This is a genomic window from Bacteroidales bacterium (assembly GCA_029210725.1).
Lineage (GTDB): Bacteria > Bacteroidota > Bacteroidia > Bacteroidales.
Genome location: JARGFM010000003.1, coordinates 157,987 through 175,273 on the forward strand (window position 1 = coordinate 157,987; position 17,287 = coordinate 175,273).

Consider the following 17,287-nt stretch of genomic DNA (forward strand, 5'->3'; position numbering starts at 1 on the left):
AACTGTTAAATGATTAAATATGGAAGCGCTTTCGATACAAGGAACTGCAAAAACACCCAGTGTAAAGTTTGACGGACAGGAGGGTGTAATCGAAATTAAAGGAAGATCTATACCTGAGAACTCCATTGAGTTTTATAAGCCGCTTGTTGACTGGTTGGAGAAGTACAGTACATCACCTCTGGATCTGACCCAGGTTAATGTTCAGCTTGAATATTTTAACACCAGTTCATCAAAGTGCATTTTAGATGTTTTTAAGAAGCTTGAGTCCATTCACAAAGGCAAAAGTGAAGTGATCATTAACTGGTATTACGAGGAGGATGATGAAGATATGCTTGAGGCTGGCGAGGACTATGAATCCATCATCAGAGTTCCCTTCAAGATGATTGAGATCGTCGAGTAGCGGGCTCCCGTCAATAACTGAGAAAAAAGGAGGCTTTCCCCCGGGGGCAGCCTTTTTTTTTGGGGGGGATCCCTAATAGCTGTTTTTTTGGTTAATTCGTTCCATATAATCCAGAAACTTTTTGAGCACCCTGTAATAGAGCATCATATACAGGAACAGGGTCATGAACCAGATCACCATTACATTAACCCACAGGGTGGGTATGAAGGTCCCTGCTATCATTTTGCGGGGCGAATAGAAATGGGCTTTGATAAACCTGTGGGTCGGATCCCGGTATATCGGATCTCTTACCTGGATCATATCACCTTTATGTTCAATAAAATAGTCAAAGGTCTTCTTATTGGTTACAAATTCTTCCAAATTCCTGTTGGCATGTTTCTGCTGAAGCTTTTGTAACTCATCCGGGTTGAAGGATCTGGTAATTTCCTCGAGCTTGTTACCGGCAGCTTTGTATATTTTTTTGTAAAAACTATTCAAAGCCTCCAGATATTCCCTGGTATAGGCCAGGATTTCTTCGTTGATGGTTTCAGGGCTAAGCTGTTCCACATATTTCATGGTAAATGCAGGGGTGTCCTCATAGTATTCATGCATGATCAGGCGTTCCTTCAGTTCATCATGAATTTCTATTCGGAGCGATTTCAGATTGTATGCGATTTTTTCTGCTGCCGCCGGATCATTAAGGTTCCTTTCAATGTATTTCAGTTTATTCAATAATTCCTTCAGGTGGAAATTATATTTAAGACCCGCCGTGCTTTTCAGTTTATCCCAGGCGTAGAATCTTTTCTGGTATTCGTTATTCATAAACTGGTAGGTGGCAAGTCCCTCATAGGCCCAACGGGCAGCAATGATCTCCCCGTAAAACGGGATCCTTTTGGGTGAGGAGATCTGCGGGTTGAGGTTTTCATACTTAACAATAATTCCGCTGAGAATGATCTGGGGAATAACCAGGAAGGGGATGAGGATATAGATCGTCACCACCGTTTTAAAGCTGTCGGAGATCAGAAGCCCCATCATATTGGCCATGGACCAGGAGGAGAAAAGTACCAGCCAGTATTCAAAATACATGCCCTGTATTCCTAACACGGTATTCCCGATCATTACAAAGGTAAAAGCCTGTATGGCCGATAAGAGAAATTGGACCATCACTTTGGAAAGCAGATAGCTGGACCTGCTCAGGTTCAGAAAGGCCTCCCTCTTCAGGATCTTCCGGTCTTTGATTATCTCCTCCGCACTAACGGTAAGTCCCATAAAAATGGCCACGATCACCGACATAAAAATGTAGACGGGCAGGTTATCGTTATCCAGTAATCTGTATCGGGGATCGCCGGATACACCGGAATCGAAATAGCGTACGATAAAGGCAAGCAGAAAGGCCAGCAAGGGTGCTTCCAGGAAATTGATCACCAGGTACTGGGTATCGCTCAGCTTTTTCATAACATCCCGTTTGAAAAAGACACTAAACTGTTTCAATTTACCGGGTATACGGAAAGAGATATCCGGAAGGTCTTTTTTGGTGGCTTGCTTAAGTTTTACTTCTTTGTATTTCTCCCTGAAATGTTTGCTCCATTCTTTCGGAGATATTTTCCGGGTATGGGTCAGATTCCCGAATTCATCCAGCACACTGGTTTCCACAATGTTGAAGACCTGTTCAGGATTAACGTTTCCGCAGGTAGGGCATTCGCTTTCGTTCCAGTCGGCAGCCTGAACCCTGGATTTAAAATACATGATAGAATCAACGGGATTTCCGTTGTAAATCAGGTATCCGCCAGTATCCAGTATCAACAGACGGTCAAACATTTTAAAGATGTCTGAGGAGGGCTGATGAATCACCACAAACACCAGCTTGCCTTTAAAGGTAAGTTCTTTGAGCAAGTCCAGAATGTTCTCGCTATCACGGCTCGATAGCCCGGAAGTAGGCTCGTCCAGAAATAGTACCGCCGGTTCCCGGATCAGTTCCAGTGCAATATTGAGTCTTTTGCGCTGTCCGCCACTGATCTTTTTATTCAAAGGGGATCCTACCTGGAAATCCTTTATTTCGAAGAGACCCAGATTCACTAAAACCCGGTGAACGGTCTCCACCAGTTGCTCTTCTGTGTAATTGTCGAAACAGAGTTTGGCATTGTAATAGAGATTCTGATAGACAGAAAGCTCTTCAATAAGGAGGTCATCCTGCGAAACAAAGCCAATGATCCCTTCTATACCTGGATCTCCGCTATGGATGTTTATGCCATTGATCAGCACCTCTCCTTCAGAGGGTATGGAGGTTCCGTTGAGCACCTGCAGCAGGGTGGATTTACCCGCGCCACTGGCCCCCATGATTCCTACCAGGCGTCCCGACTGCTCGCCAAAACTTAAATTGTGAAGGCCCACATCTCCCGACTTAAACCTGTAGGTGATGTTCCTGGCTTCAAAATTTATTCTGGATTTCACCATATCTCCGACAAAAGGAGATACAATATCGCTGTAGTAAACCGGTGCTATTTGCTGATTCCTGAGGGACGATCCTGCATTGAGCGGATAGGTCTTGTAGGGTTCCAGCAGCTGTCCGTTCATATACAACTCTGCCTGACCTGCATATTTTACAAAATAGAGATTCGAAGAGTTGATATGGATAAGATATATCTGGCCGATGAGATTTTCCCGGCAGATATGTTTGATCTGTTTTCCTGCTCCATGCTCCTGCCTGCCATCCACCACCAGGTACTCTGTTTTGTCATCCAGGTTTCCGTCTGATAGTACAAAATTCCGGATCAGCTCAAAATCTTCATCGGGAATGTTGAAGGTATCCGAGACGGTGGAAATAAACTCCATTTCCTGGCTCGAGGCCCGCAGCTTGTCCGATTTGATAAATTCCAGCAGCTGGAACAATACCACGATCTTCTGTGGCTGGGCCAGCGCCTCATTGATCACGGTACAGATCTTCAGTACCCGGACCGATCGCCTGGAAAGCAGCCTCTCTTTTTTGGTTACCTTGGCGTCCTCCTCCATCACCTGTCTGAAGTAGACGCTAAAAATGTCCAGATACACCGCAACCAGCTCCTGGTTGAGCTGCCTGACCAGGAAAGACTCCACCATTTGCTTTCGTTCTGAGGCTTCACTCCCGGGCCTTGAAACAATGGCAAACAGTTGCATTAAAGCTTTCAGGATCTCTTCACTCATGGTGCAGGTATATTAAGCAGTCCTTTCGAATATACGAAATATCGAAAGCAGAAGTTGCCTAAATTATAACCAGAGATAAATAATAAGGAAGGCCAGCGGAATCAGGATCCCCACCATGGTGAGAATTCCTCCGCGCCCGGTGATGCCTTTTCTTCCCTTTAATAGCAACAGTCCCGATATGGAGATCAGGATCAGACCAAACGCATAAAGATCGGAAAACCAGGTCCAGAGTTTCTTTGGCTTGTTATAGTGCAGGTAATTGAGCTCACTGAAAACGGGACGGTTGCGGATTTTTGTAAGCTTTATTTCGCCCGACGGCAGATCCATAGTGATATGCCCTCCTGTCAGATAGATCATCAGATGATCCTGGTCCGGGAAATAGAACTGCTTGTAATTCTCCTTCTCCCCGGTCATCTCCAGAATCTCTTCGATGGTATTCCGGTCCACTTCGGATTTTTGGAGGATACCCGGATACTGGATGGTTCTGGCCAGGGTAATCAGGCCCGGGTCCCAGTGCCTGGCCGCATGATGATTTAAAGCGATACCGGAAATACCATATATAATGGTCATTCCAAAAAACAGGAATCCCAGTTCCCGGTGGATCCACCGGTTCCATTTTCGCCAGCCCATGCCTGTTACAGCGCGACTTCTTTGAATTCCACGGCCTCTATATAATACTCTGCTTTTTCTGCGCTGCTGTGAGACTGCTCCTCGGCATGATGTTCCTTGGATTCATGGTCCTCCACGTGCTCTGCTGCCAATTCGGCATTCAGTATCCTGAAGGTCCCTTTAAAAGCGACCGTTGAACCCTCCATCTCTATTTTAAATTCGTCAATCCCGCCCCCCGGAACAATTCTAATCTGGGTCTCTCCGTCTTCAGCCACGATGAAACACTTCTGACCACCATGCCTGCAAACATGAGTAACCATACCTGATACGGCTACCTCTTTATCCTGATAGTCAGCCGGAGCAGCCAGTAATTCTGTCAGGGTAGCAGAGATTATTTTCTCTGCTTGAACAGTTTCAGGAGTACTTGCCTCTTTTTTAGCACTCTGATTGCATGAACATGCGAGCAGAGCAATAACTATCAATAAAACGGGTCGTTGCATATGAAAAATTTTAGTTTGGACGGCTAAAATAAGAAATATTATTGATTGAAGCTCTTCAGGCAGGGATCCAGTTCATCATAAATTTCAAAGACATGATGTAATTGCAATAATTTGAACAGTTCCATCACTTCGCTTTTTACATGGCAGATTTTAAACTGACCGTAATTGTTGTTTGCGGCTTTCATGGCTGAAAGAAAAACCCCAAATCCTGTGCTATCTATAAAAGTGATGTTATGAAGATCAAATATCACTTTTGCTTTTGGTTTATTAAAGAATTGCAGTAAATGCTCTTTCACAGGCTCGGCGATCATGGCATTTAAACGCTGTGAATCTTTCAGGCTCACTACCAGAACATCCTCTGTTTTTTTAGTTTCCAGCATCAGCTTCCCCTTCATACATGGCATCCAGCTCAGAAATCGCCAGATCACTCTGTTCCAGAAAATGGGTAATTAAACCCTCATAACGCTCCATTTCTATTTCGTCATGGGCAATTAGCTCCAGTTCTTTTAAAAGTTCTGCCACCTCCGTCATACCCATTACAGCCACGGAAGATTTTGCTTTATGTGCAACCTTTGAGAGGCCATTGTAATCTTTATTAGAAAGTAGATCAGGCATAATGCTCTTATACTCATCAATCTGCTCCCTGAAAAGGTCTATCATTTCCCTGATAAACTTCGAATCGCCGCCTGACATGGTTTTTAGATAATTCAAGTCTGTTATCATGATAGCCCTGTATAGGTTGAAAACTACTTTGGATCACTAAAAATATTTAATTTATTTTTAGAAATAAAACCTTTCTGAATATTTTGTCCGGAGGGAATGAATATGAAAAGAAATTTGTTGTTTATTGTGGCCGCTTTATTTGCCTGCCAGCAGGTGTACGGTCAGCCATCTTTCGCAGATAAGAGACTGAGAGATAAATCTCTGAATGAGAGTATTTCCTATGTGCAACAAGGGGATTACGATCAGGCTGCGGCCAGCGTTTCGATCTGTCTCAGCCTGGATAGTACTTATGCACCGGCATGGCTGTTAAGGGCTCAGCTTTTAATTGAATGGGGGGTCCTGAAGGATGCCCGGACGGCTCTTGAAACCGCCCTTCATTACGATCCCAACCTGGGGGAAGCCTACTTTTATCAGGGGTACCTCCTGTTTGGCACGGATACAACAGGCGAAGACCGAAGGTTTTTTGACATGGCCCTCAGTAAGGGATACCAGGTGCCGTGGGCCTATTATTTCAGGGCCTTAACCGAAATCAGAGACGGATCTGATGAGTTGGCCAGGGCAGACCTGGACCGGGCCATTGAATTGAAGAGAGACTTTGCCCTGGCCTATCATGAGCGTGCCGGGATCCGGAGAAGGGCGGGAGATTACCAGGGATCACATTTCGACTATCAGCAGGCAATTGCCCATAAGAATGATTTTGCACTGGCATATAACAATATGGGGTCCGTGAAGATACTGATGGGCGATTACCAGGGGGCGATTGAGGATTATACCACCGCACTTGAACTGGATCCCGGGCTTGCTATTGCTCTGAATAACAGGGGATATGCCCGTTTTTTTACAGAAGATAAGCAAGGCGCCCTGATGGATTTCAATGCAGCCATTACCAACGGGCCCCGGATGACTGCAGCAAAGCTTAACAAGGCTTCACTAATGGCAGGGGAGAACCAGCCTGTCCCGGCTCTCCGCCTGCTGGATGAGACCATTGCGGAGCTTCCCGGTGAGGCCCTGCTTTACCTGAACAGAGGTCTGATCAGGGAACTGACAGGTGACCTGAACGGTGCCTGCGAAGACTGGCACCGGGCCATTGAGCTCGGGGCTGAGGAAGCCAGGGAATTTATTAATGAATGTGGCCACTAATATGAGATCTTTTACATATACATGGTTGTTGACAGGGTTTTTCCTGATTGCTTCAACAGGGAATGCCTGGTCGCAGGAGGATGTGAAAATAAGCCGTAAATCATTCAAAACGGGAATTGAAACCGGGTTCAGGGAGGCCTGGGAAAGTGTGAAGGAGGGAAACCGGAATTTCAAAGAGGGACTGGGGACCTACCAGATGGCCCGGGACCATTATCTCTATGCACATCAGTACAATTCGGAGAACGCGGCGCTCAACTACAAACTAGGAGTTTGCTATCTCTTTACCGATAACAAGTACGAAGCGATCGATTACCTCCTGAAGGCCTATACCATCGATCCCCGGGTAAGTGGAGATATTCACCGGATGCTTGGAATGGCTTATCAGCTTGTCCTGGAATTTGACAAGGCCATGGAACAGTATAATTTGTACAGCAGTCAGCTGGATGCGAAAGAAAAACAGGCCTATGCCAAAACACATATAAAGCGGCTCGATGAGTGCATGTATGGCAAGAGCCTGACCCGTGATCCTGTCCGGGTGATCATCCAGCCCCTGGGTGAAGAGGTAAATTCCAGTTACGATGATTATAATCCCCTGTTTGCCTTCAACGACACTGCTCTGCTGTTCACATCACGACGTCCCTATGGCAAGGCGAAACGAAACCCTATAGATAATAAGTTCAATGAAGATATCTACAGGTCTTCTCTCGTTGATGGTGTGTTCCAGGAGAGTGTCCGGCTGGATAAGCCCTTTAATTCGGATAACAATGATGCGGTCGTGAGTGTGACCGCCGACGGGAACTCGCTGCTTCTTTACCGGGGAGCCGTCCAGGGTGGTGCTATCCAGATGTCCTCCTTTAAATCCGGTAAAGGTAAGTGGACACGTCCCAAAGGTCTTTCCGGCAGGCTCACAAGCAAAGATGGCGAAACCTCGGCATGCATTTCGCCCGATGGGAAGGAATTCTATTATATTTCCAGAAACAGCCAGCTCACCCTGGGAGGAAAAGATATACTATTTTCCAGGATGAACAGCAAAGGGAAATGGGAAAAACCCCGGAACCTCGGTCCGGCCATCAATACACCTTATGATGAGGAAGGGGTATTTATTTCGCCCGATAACAACTACCTCTATTTTGCTTCAGAAGGACACAACAGCATGGGCGGGTTTGATATATTCCGCTCAGAGAGAAGGGAAACCGGTGGCTGGTCAGATCCTGTGAATCTGGGATATCCAATCAATACTCCGGACGATGAGCTCTTCTATATAACGGATCGAACCGGAAGTCATGGCTATTATTCGGCCATCAGGGAGGGTGGCTCAGGTGCCAGTGATATTTGTAAGGTGGTCTTCCTCGGATCTGAAAAGGAGTTGCTTATGCTTACGGAGGACCGGCTTGTGGCAGGTCCCGGTCCGGAGCGGACCGGCTTCCTGACCATGCCCCAACGGAAGGATCTGGATACTACGCTGGTCCTCTACGGGGTGGTGGCTGATACCACCGATGGGGTAGAGCCTATCGTGGCCAAAATGGCATTTTTCGATCCGGCAACGGGAGAGAGGAATGCTTTTGTGATATCGGATAAAACGGGTTCCTATACAGTAAACCTGCCCGAGCCCAAAGCTTATGCGGTGGAGATAAATGCCTCCGGCTACCTGTATTTTCTGGATATTCTTGATTATTCAAGAGCGACGGGCGATGTAAAACTGCACCAGGATTTCTTCCTCAGCAGAGTGGAGGTGGGTGTCAAGGTGGTCCTTGAAAACATCTACTTTGAAACGGGTAAGGCCATCCTGAGACCAGAGTCTTACGATGCACTGAACCAGGTGCTCCGGTTCCTTCAGAATAATCCATCCCTGAAGCTGGAGATTTCGGGACACACGGATAACACCGGCTCCCTGAGGATCAACCAGAAGTTATCCAAAGAACGGGCCGGGGCAGTGGTCAGTTACCTGGTCCGGAACGGAATCCCGGAGGAGATGCTTGTATCTCAGGGATATGCTGATACACAGCCGGTTGCCGGGAACAACACTCCACAGGGAAGAGAACAGAACAGGCGGGTCGAATTCAAGGTACTTTCCAAGTAGTTCCTGTTGTTTAACAATTTCTTTCCTGTGGGAAAGTATTACTTTTGTCCCTATGAAACAGACACAATTTTATAAGTATCATTTGTTGCTTGGAGCAAAGATGGTTCCCTTTGCCGGTTTCCAGATGCCGGTGGAATATACCGGGGTAAGTCAGGAGCATATCAATGTGAGGAAGAACGTGGGGATCTTTGATGTGTCTCATATGGGAGAAATCTGGATAAAGGGTCCGGAAGCTTACGAACTGGTGCAGAGACTGAGCTCCAATGATGTAGCCCTGCTTGAACCGGGGAGGATTCAGTACAGCTGTTTCCCGAATAAGCGGGGGGGTATCGTGGATGATCTGCTGGTCTATAAGTACGAGGATGAAAAGTTCCTCCTGGTGGTGAATGCTTCCAACGTGGAAAAGGACTATCAATGGATCCTGGAGCAAAATACCAGGGGAGCCATGGTGGAGAATGCCTCTGACCAGATTTCACAACTGGCAGTTCAGGGGCCATGGGCTGCTGAACTGCTTCAGAAGTTGACCGGGACGGACCTGTCGAAGGTCCCTTATTACCATTTCGTCACCGGTGAACTGGCCGGGGTTCAGGAGGTGATTATCAGCCATACCGGTTATACAGGCGCGGGTGGCTTTGAACTTTATATGCCTGATAAGGATGCTGCTCAGGTCTGGGAACAACTATTCGAAACTGGGAAGGAGATGAATGTGCAGCCAGCCGGTCTGGCAGCCAGGGATACCCTGAGGCTGGAGATGGGATTCTGTCTCTACGGAAATGACATCAATGACACAACTTCCCCGCTGGAGGCTGGTTTGGGCTGGATTACCAAATTCAGTGAAGGGAACAATTTTATACACCGTCCTGAGCTTGAGCAACAGAAAGCTGAGGGAGTCCGCAGGCAACTGGTAGGTTTCGAGCTTCTGGAAAGGGGAATCCCCAGGCAGCATTATCCCGTATTTGACAGTGAAGGCCGGACTATCGGAGAGGTTACTTCAGGAACCATGTCCCCGATGCTGAAGAAAGGAATTGGAATGGCTTATGTGGAAATTGGTCATGCAAAGAAGGATAGTGAGATCCGAATAGGTGTCCGGAACAAGCAGCTTGCGGCCAGAGTGGTCAAACCTCCCTTTTACAGGCCGGAAGTATAGTTTGCTGGATATGGAAAAACGCAAAATAGAGGTCTGTTATTCACCTGCACTCTTTCCCTATTATGAAAATGTGGATGCTGTGGTGGTAGTAACGGATATCCTGAGGGCCAGTTCGGCCATTGTGACTGCGTTTATGAATGGAGTGGAACGGATCATTCCCGTGGGAACCCTCCAGGAGGCCAGGGCCTATAAAGAGAGGGGATTCATGGTCGCGGCAGAACGGGATGGCATTGTCCGGGATTTTGCGGATTTTGGAAATTCCCCTTACAATTTTTCTCCCGGGCGTGTAAAAGGGAAGCAAATTGTCTACAGCACCACCAACGGTACCAATGCCATCCATCTGGCTTCCAGCGGGAGCCAGGTGCTTATCGGAGCCTATCTCAATATTTCGGCCCTTGCCGCTCATATCCGGAGAACGGGAAGAGATCTCCTGGTTCTTTGTGCCGGATGGAAAAACAAGTTTAACCTGGAAGACACCCTGTTCGCAGGGGCCCTTTCAGGGCTGGTGCTGAAGGACGAGCGGTTTTATACGATTTGTGATGCCACCCTGGGGGCCATGGACCTCTATGAGGCTGCTCAGGGAGATATGATGGGGTATATCGAGAAGGTGGCACAGCGTCACCGCTTAAAGAAGAATAATCTGGACGATGTCATCGGATACTGCCATGATGAGGATCTGACAGATCTGATCCCGGCACTGAAGGGGGATCATCTGATCGCACTTTGAAATATCAAGTAAAAACGAATAAATAACTATAGATTGAAAGTTATTCACAATGTTTGGTGGAAATTTTAATTACATGTACTTTTATTGTTATCCAAATAACAACTGTTTTCTACGCTTAATTCTGTAACTTTTACATTCTAACTCCTATCATTATGAAAAAGCATAATTTTTCGGCTGGTCCTTCCATTCTTTCGCCTTATACCATCAAGCAAACTGCAGAAGGCATCCTGGACCTGAACCAGTCTGGTCTGTCCCTGATGGAGATCTCCCATCGAAGCAAGGATTTTATCGCCATCATGGACGAAACCCGGCAGCTCTTTAAGGATCTGCTGGATATCCCGTCGGGATACAGTGTATTGCTGCTGCAGGGAGGGGCCAGCCTGCAGTTCTGCATGGTCCCCTATAACCTTCTGCAAACCAAGGCGGCTTACCTGGATACCGGAGCATGGGCGAGCAAAGCCATTAAGGAGGCCAGGCTGTTTGGAGAGGTGGATGTGGTAGCTTCTTCCAAAGATACCACCTACTCCTATATCCCCAGAGTCTTTCAGGTACCCTCCGATGTCGATTACTTCCATATTACTACTAATAACACTATATATGGAACTGAAATCAAGGAGGATATGGATTGTGCCGTAAATCTGGTGGCGGATATGTCGTCCGATATTTTCAGCAGGCCCCTGGATGTTTCCAAATATGCCATCATTTACGGGGGGGCTCAGAAAAACCTGGCTCCTGCTGGTGTCACCTTTGTGATCATTAAGGATGAGATCCTGGGAAAAGTGGACAGGGCCATTCCCACCATGCTGGACTACCGTATCCATATTGAAAAAGAATCCATGTTCAATACCCCCCCCTGTGTCGCCATCTATGCAGCCATGCATACCCTGCGCTGGTATAAGGAGCAGGGCGGAGTTGAGGCCATGCACAAACTGAATCTGGAGAAGGCAAGAATTCTTTATAATGAGATTGACCGGAATCCTCTCTTTGTGTCGGGGATAGATCATGAAGATGACCGCTCCATCATGAATGTGACCTTTGTGATGAGCGAAGAGTACAAGGATAAGGAGGCTGATTTTCTTGCCTTTGCCACCGAAAGGGGAATGTCGGGATTAAAGGGTCACCGGTCTGTTGGAGGTTTCAGGGCATCTATTTACAATGCCATGCCGATCTCTTCGGTGGAGGCATTGATCGATGCCATGAAAGCATTTGAAAAGAGTATTTAACAGCATAAGAACAGAAACATGGCGAAAGTATTGATAGCAACAGAAAAACCTTTTTCTGCCCAGACAGTGGAAGAGGTGAAGGGTGTATTCAAAGATGCAGGGTATGAGGTGGAGCTACTCTCCAAATATCCCGGGAAATCAGATCTGATAGCCGCTGTGAAGGACAAGGATGCCCTGATTATCCGCAGCGACCAGGTGGACAGGGAGGTGATTCAGGCAGCGGAAAAGCTGAAGATTGTAGTACGTGCCGGTGCCGGTTATGACAATGTGGACCTGGATGCTGCCACTGAAAAAGGCGTGGTGGTTATGAACACCCCGGGACAAAACTCGAATGCAGTGGCTGAACTGGCTCTGGGGATGATGGTATATCTGAACCGTGCCGGTTTTACTCCGGTAACAGGAAGTGAATTGAGGGGAAAGAAACTGGGGATTCATGCCTATGGTGCCGTTGGTAGAATTGTTGGTCTGATCGCCAAAGGATTTGGCATGAAGGTTTATGCTTTCGACCCCTTTGTGGATTCTGTTGTGATTACCAACGATGGGGTGGCACGCGAGGAATCGGCCGAAAGTCTGTATAGCAAATGCCAGTATATCTCCCTGCATATTCCCGCAAATGCAGAGACTCTTGGATCCATTGGGTATGATCTTCTCAGCCGCATGCCCGAAGGAGCCACTCTGGTCAATACCGCCCGCAAAGAGGTCATTGATGAGTCGGGCTTGAAGAAGGTGTTCGCGGAGAGAGATGATTTCAGGTATATCTCAGATATCGCCCCGGACTGCAGGGAAGAGCTGGAGGAGCAATATAAGGGTCGGGTATTCTTTACCCCCAAGAAGATGGGAGCTCAGACCGCTGAGGCCAATCTGAATGCCGGGGTTGCTGCTGCCAGGCAAATCGTCAATTTCCTGGAAAAGGGGGACCGCACTTTTAAAGTAAACTAACGTATGACTAAGATACATGCCTTCAAAGGTTTCAGGCCCGGAAAAGAGAATGTGAAGAAAGTGGCTTCCAGGCCTTATGATGTTTTGAATTCCGGGGAAGCGAGGGAAGAGGTCAAAGGCAATCCCTGGTCCTTTCTTCATGTGGTGAAACCTGAAGTGGATTTGCCCGAAGAAACCGACCTTCATTCGGATCTGGTTTACAACATAGGAAGAGATAATCTTCAAAGGCTTATTTCCGAAGGTTTTTTCGTCCAGGATGAGTCGGAGAGCCTGTATATTTACGGACAGACCATGTCCGGGCATACCCAGTACGGGATCGTGGCCTGTGCAGCCGTGGATGACTACCTGGATGATGTTATTAAAAAACATGAACTGACCAGGCCGGATAAGGAGGAGGACAGGATGAATCATATCCGGGTGACCAACTTCAATGCCGAACCTGTATTTTTTGCTTATCCCGATCATAACGAACTGGATACCATCGTGGAGGACGTTATTGCCGGAGAACCGGAATACGATTTCACCACCGAAGACGGGGTGGGACACCATTTCTGGGTGATCCAGAATCAGACTGTGATCGCCAGGGTCGTTGAGCTGTTTGAACAGGATATCAGCCACACCTATGTGGCCGACGGACATCACCGGACCGCTGCAGCCGCACTGGTAGGGCAGGAGCGTCGAAAGAATAACCCGGATCATACCGGACATGAGGAGTATAACTTCTTCCTGGCCGTTCACTTCCCCGCTTCCCAGCTGACCATCATTGATTACAACCGGGTGGTAAAGGATCTCAACGGGATGTCTGCCGCTGAATTCCTGGAAGAGTTGGAGGAGGGATTTGTTGTTACCGGGAAAGGACCGGAGATCTTCAAGCCCGGACAACTGCATACCCTCAGCATGTACCTCGAAGGACTCTGGTATGAGCTGAAGGCCCGGCCGGGAACTTACAATGACATGGATCCCATAGCCTGTCTGGATGTCACCGTGCTTTCTGAACAAATCCTGGGACCACTTCTGAATATTACGGATCTGCGGAAATCCGGACGCATCGATTTTGTGGGAGGGATCCGGGGACTTGAAGAGCTGAGCAGGAGGGTCGATAGTGGGGAAATGGCCGCAGCATTTGCTCTTTATCCTGTGAGCATGAAGCAGTTGATGAATATTGCCGACAGTGGGATGATCATGCCACCCAAAACCACCTGGTTTGAACCAAAACTGCGCAGCGGACTGGTGATTCATTCTCTGGATTAATTTTTACAGCCATGGGAGTTGCAGAGAACCTTCTGAAAATTAAGGAGCAGATACCGGCACATGTGACCCTGGTTGCGGTCTCAAAAACAAAGCCCGATGAGGAGATCCTGAAAGCCTATGATGCCGGACAACTCGATTTTGGCGAAAACAAGGTACAGGACCTGCTTGCCAGGCAGGAGAAGCTTCCCGCCGAAATCCGCTGGCACATGATCGGTCACCTGCAATCCAATAAGGTGAAATACCTGGCCCCCTTCGTTCATATGCTCCACGGAGTAGACAGTCTGAAGCTGCTTTCGGTCATTGACCGGGAGGCGGAAAAGAATGAGCGGACGATCGATTGCCTTCTTCAGATACGTATCGCTCTGGAGGAGAACAAATTCGGACTGACCGAGGAGGATCTGATGCACCTGCTGGGCTCCGAAGCTTTTCAGAGGATGGAACATGTCCGGATCCGGGGGGTGATGGGTATGGCCACCTTTACGGAAAATTCAAATCAGATCAGGGAGGAGTTTCGCCATCTAAAACGTATATTTGAGAGGCTGAAGAGTTCTTCGTTTAAAAACCAGGACTCCTTCGATCAAATCTCCTGTGGAATGTCGGGCGACTTCCGGCTGGCCATTGAGGAAGGGAGTACCCTGGTGCGTATCGGAAACCTTATATTTGGTCCAAGAAACTATTGAAATAAACACCTATGATTGATCTTTCCACCACCTTTGCAGGTCTCTCCATGAAGAGTCCTATTATAGTGAGCAGCAGTGGCCTGACCTCCTCGGTTGACCGTATAAAAAAAGTGGCTGCTGCCGGTGCAGGAGCAGTGGTGATCAAATCTTTATTCGAAGAACAGATCAACTACGAGATAGGCAAACTGTCGGCCGAAAGCGATTACCCGGAGGCAGGCGATTATATCCGGACCTATGCCCGGGAGAACTCCCTGGAAGAGTACCTGACCCTGATCAGGTCGGCTAAAGAGGCGGTGGATATTCCGGTTATGGCAAGCATCAATTGCGTAAGTGCTTCCGAGTGGATCGATTTTGCAGGGAGAATTGAAAAGGCCGGGGCCGATGCCCTGGAGTTGAATATCTATTTTCTTCCCATCAACAAGGATAAAGATTCCAGGGAATATGAGAAGGGATATCTCCACCTGGTTTCGGAGGTGAAAAAACGCACCAGTCTTCCCGTAATAGTAAAGCTGGGGAGCGGTTTTACCAACATTACCTGGATGGTGAACCAGATTTATCTGCGCGGTGCTGCAGCAGTGGTCCTGTTCAACCGCTTCTATGCGCCGGACATTGATACAGATGAGTTGACTTTCGGATCCGCAGAGGTCCTGAGCACGCCCGCGGAGCTCCGCACCACGCTGCGTTGGATAGGGATAGTATCTTCACAGGTGGATCAGCTCGATCTGGCCGCCTCCACCGGGGTTCACTCCGGGATGGCAGTCGTGAAGCAGATTCTGGCCGGAGCAGCAGCGGTGCAGGTATGCTCGGTTCTCTACCGGAATGGCCTGGACTATGTCAGGGATATGATCCAGGAGATGAAGCGTTGGATGGAGAAAAACCAGTTTGAGTCTCCGGATGATTTCAGGGGAAAGATGAATTATGGCAGTCTGGATGATCCTTCGGTCTACGAACGGGCCCAGTTTATGAAGTACTTCTCATCGATGCATTAGTAAGCTTCGATGACTCTGACAAGTTCCTCGAAAAGCGGTCTTTTCTGCTCCTCTGCCCTGGTTAGTTTTGATTTCAGCGAGCGGGCCAGCCTGTTCCTCTCAACCTGTTCCAGTTCCCCAATGGCCTCTTCAATGACTGTAAAGGCTTCTATGGCCGCTATATATCCTCCTGTTACAAGCACATTTATAAAAGTGTTAATATGATGGCTGTAGGAAAGCCCGTTCTGCCAGCAGGCTGCAACAAGAAGGGGCTGGATTTCCCGGTATTCCGGGTTGGCAATGGCTTCAACAAGTACCGGAACAGACTCTTTATCCTTCAGATCGTTCAATAGTGCAGCGATTTCATACTGGACCTCTTCATCGTCCTGCACAAGCATCAGGTTAAACAGTTCGGGCAGAACCGACACATCTCCTTCTTTGCGCAGCTCCCTGATGGTGGTCAGTATGGCCGAGCGGTTGCTGGAGCGCAGGGATTCTATCTGCTGTTTAAGCCGGGGCTTGCTGTTCCGGGAATCCATTAATTGCATCGCTTGCTGATCAATTCACCGGCTTCAAAAATACCATACTGAAAGGCTTTCCTGAAGCAATGGCAGGCACTGCTCCGGTTCCCAAGCCGTTCGGCCAGTTTGCCTTTTTCGAACCAGATCTCGCCATTCAAAGGATCCAGATCCAGGGCCATGGACATATCCTTCTCCGCATACCTGGTCGTCCCGGTGGCGGCATAGGTTCTTCCCCGGGCAAAATAGTAGGCAGCCTCTCCTTTGTTAAGTTTCAGCGAGCGGTTAAAGGACTGGATCGCATCCAGGTATTTTCCATGCTGGAACTGTATCAATCCCTGCCGGTACAGGGCAGAGTCATTTGCAGGAAAGTACGACAGGTAGAATTCTGTATCGGACAGGGCTCCGCTCAGATCGCCGGTCAGGCTCCGGGCCTCTGCCCGTTGAAGATAGGCTTCAAAGCGTGCCGGGTCCTGCCGGATCACCCTGGTCAGAGCTTCAACAGCCTCCCCGGCATCTCCGTCGGCTGCCTGAATCACGGCCAGCTGCTGAAGTGCATCCAGGTTCCTGACATCGCTCTTAATTGCTGATTTTAAATCAGCCCGGGATGCTTTCATGTTTCCAAGCCTCTGATATATCTCCGCTTTCTCGCTCAGGACCACGCTCTTGTTGTAATTCTGTTTCTCCAGCATATTCAACTGGTTGATTGCTTCCAGATATTCGCCCTGGCTCTTCAGAAACATGGCATCCTGGAACTCTTTATCCCTGCTTGTGTACCACTGCTTTTCATTCCAGAGTTGCTGCCATCCGGGTAAGCCCTCCAGCGTGGACAGGTCCTCATCCAGCAGGATATCCGATTCACTTTTTTTATAGCGGGAAGAGAGATGAATGCGAAGGTACTTCAGGGCCTGCTGGGGATGGTTCAGCTTGATCTCACTTTTCGCCAGGTAAAAACTACCCATGCCCTTCCTTCGTTTTTCAGCTTCATAAAAGGCATCCCGGGCTGCCGGATAATTTTTCACTGCAAAAAAGGCGATTCCCAGCTGGTAATAAATCTCGGTCTGGCCGGGGTCTTGTTGCAGGGCCTGCTCCAGATGAAACAGGGCGGAATCATATAATTCGCCCTCCATGCATGCGCGTCCCGACAGGTAAGGATCGTACTGTCCGAATCCCATGACCGTCACACAGAGCAGCAGGGCGGGAAGTGTGCCCAGGCGCATAAC

Annotated in this window: 17 protein-coding genes; 10 read left to right on the forward strand and 7 right to left on the reverse strand. The window is 48.2% G+C overall.

Features of this window, described 5'->3' with window-relative positions; all coding sequences use genetic code 11:
• The first annotated feature begins 19 nt into the window (after nucleotides 1–19).
• Nucleotides 20–400: a DUF1987 domain-containing protein gene (locus P1P86_02905; protein MDF1574125.1), complete on the forward strand. Its 381-nt coding sequence runs from the start codon at nucleotides 20–22 to the stop codon at nucleotides 398–400.
• A gap of 72 nt (nucleotides 401–472) precedes the next feature.
• Here P1P86_02905 and P1P86_02910 read toward each other — a convergent pair whose 3' ends face one another.
• The 5 genes from P1P86_02910 to P1P86_02930 all read right to left on the reverse strand — a co-directional run bounded on the left by P1P86_02910 (nucleotide 473) and on the right by P1P86_02930 (nucleotide 5,391).
• Nucleotides 473–3,559, reverse strand: a complete 3,087-nt coding sequence (locus P1P86_02910) for an ATP-binding cassette domain-containing protein (GenBank protein MDF1574126.1) — start codon at nucleotides 3,557–3,559, stop codon at nucleotides 473–475.
• A gap of 63 nt (nucleotides 3,560–3,622) precedes the next feature.
• On the reverse strand, nucleotides 3,623–4,189 hold the full coding sequence (locus P1P86_02915) for a PepSY-associated TM helix domain-containing protein (protein ID MDF1574127.1): 567 nt from the start codon (nucleotides 4,187–4,189) through the stop codon (nucleotides 3,623–3,625).
• Nucleotides 4,190–4,194: 5 nt separating this feature from the next.
• Nucleotides 4,195–4,668: an OB-fold nucleic acid binding domain-containing protein gene (locus P1P86_02920; protein ID MDF1574128.1), complete on the reverse strand. Its 474-nt coding sequence runs from the start codon at nucleotides 4,666–4,668 to the stop codon at nucleotides 4,195–4,197.
• A 38-nt stretch (nucleotides 4,669–4,706) separates the two neighbouring features.
• Entirely contained in the window at nucleotides 4,707–5,048 is a 342-nt protein-coding gene (locus P1P86_02925; GenBank protein MDF1574129.1) for an STAS domain-containing protein, read from the reverse strand.
• Nucleotides 5,035–5,391, reverse strand: coding sequence for an Hpt domain-containing protein (locus P1P86_02930; protein MDF1574130.1), 357 nt, complete (start codon nucleotides 5,389–5,391; stop codon nucleotides 5,035–5,037). Before P1P86_02930 ends, P1P86_02925 begins: the two co-directional genes overlap by 14 nt.
• A 96-nt stretch (nucleotides 5,392–5,487) precedes the next feature.
• On the opposite strand from P1P86_02930, the gene P1P86_02935 reads away from it, so the two are divergent.
• From P1P86_02935 to P1P86_02975, 9 genes are all read left to right on the forward strand, one after another.
• Nucleotides 5,488–6,531, forward strand: a complete 1,044-nt coding sequence (locus P1P86_02935; protein ID MDF1574131.1) for a tetratricopeptide repeat protein — start codon at nucleotides 5,488–5,490, stop codon at nucleotides 6,529–6,531.
• Nucleotides 6,532–6,559: 28 nt separating this feature from the next.
• Nucleotides 6,560–8,611 (forward strand): OmpA family protein, encoded by a 2,052-nt coding sequence (locus P1P86_02940; protein MDF1574132.1) that lies wholly within the window; start codon nucleotides 6,560–6,562, stop codon nucleotides 8,609–8,611.
• Nucleotides 8,612–8,663: 52 nt separating this feature from the next.
• Nucleotides 8,664–9,758, forward strand: coding sequence for a glycine cleavage system aminomethyltransferase GcvT (gene gcvT, locus P1P86_02945; GenBank protein MDF1574133.1), 1,095 nt, complete (start codon nucleotides 8,664–8,666; stop codon nucleotides 9,756–9,758).
• A gap of 10 nt (nucleotides 9,759–9,768) precedes the next feature.
• Entirely contained in the window at nucleotides 9,769–10,485 is a 717-nt protein-coding gene (locus tag P1P86_02950) for a 2-phosphosulfolactate phosphatase (protein MDF1574134.1), read from the forward strand.
• Nucleotides 10,486–10,637: 152 nt separating this feature from the next.
• Nucleotides 10,638–11,708 carry a 3-phosphoserine/phosphohydroxythreonine transaminase gene (gene serC / locus P1P86_02955; GenBank protein MDF1574135.1) on the forward strand — a complete coding sequence of 357 codons (1,071 nt, stop codon included), beginning with the start codon at nucleotides 10,638–10,640 and terminating at the stop codon, nucleotides 11,706–11,708.
• 18 nt (nucleotides 11,709–11,726) lie between these two features.
• Nucleotides 11,727–12,647, forward strand: a complete 921-nt coding sequence (locus P1P86_02960; GenBank protein ID MDF1574136.1) for a 3-phosphoglycerate dehydrogenase — start codon at nucleotides 11,727–11,729, stop codon at nucleotides 12,645–12,647.
• A gap of 3 nt (nucleotides 12,648–12,650) precedes the next feature.
• Entirely contained in the window at nucleotides 12,651–13,898 is a 1,248-nt protein-coding gene (locus P1P86_02965) for a DUF1015 family protein (GenBank protein MDF1574137.1), read from the forward strand.
• Between the two features lie 11 nt (nucleotides 13,899–13,909).
• Nucleotides 13,910–14,578 (forward strand): YggS family pyridoxal phosphate-dependent enzyme, encoded by a 669-nt coding sequence (locus P1P86_02970; GenBank protein MDF1574138.1) that lies wholly within the window; start codon nucleotides 13,910–13,912, stop codon nucleotides 14,576–14,578.
• An 11-nt stretch (nucleotides 14,579–14,589) separates the two neighbouring features.
• Nucleotides 14,590–15,567 (forward strand): dihydroorotate dehydrogenase-like protein, encoded by a 978-nt coding sequence (locus P1P86_02975; protein MDF1574139.1) that lies wholly within the window; start codon nucleotides 14,590–14,592, stop codon nucleotides 15,565–15,567.
• Here the strand turns inward: P1P86_02975 and P1P86_02980 are convergent.
• Nucleotides 15,564–16,094 (reverse strand): HEAT repeat domain-containing protein, encoded by a 531-nt coding sequence (locus P1P86_02980; protein MDF1574140.1) that lies wholly within the window; start codon nucleotides 16,092–16,094, stop codon nucleotides 15,564–15,566. The two genes, P1P86_02975 and P1P86_02980, sit on opposite strands and share 4 nt — an antisense overlap.
• Complete coding sequence (locus tag P1P86_02985; protein ID MDF1574141.1) at nucleotides 16,085–17,284, reverse strand: tetratricopeptide repeat protein; 1,200 nt, start codon at nucleotides 17,282–17,284, stop codon at nucleotides 16,085–16,087. The genes P1P86_02980 and P1P86_02985 overlap by 10 nt, the downstream gene beginning before the upstream one ends.
• Between the last annotated feature and the right edge of the window lie 3 nt (nucleotides 17,285–17,287).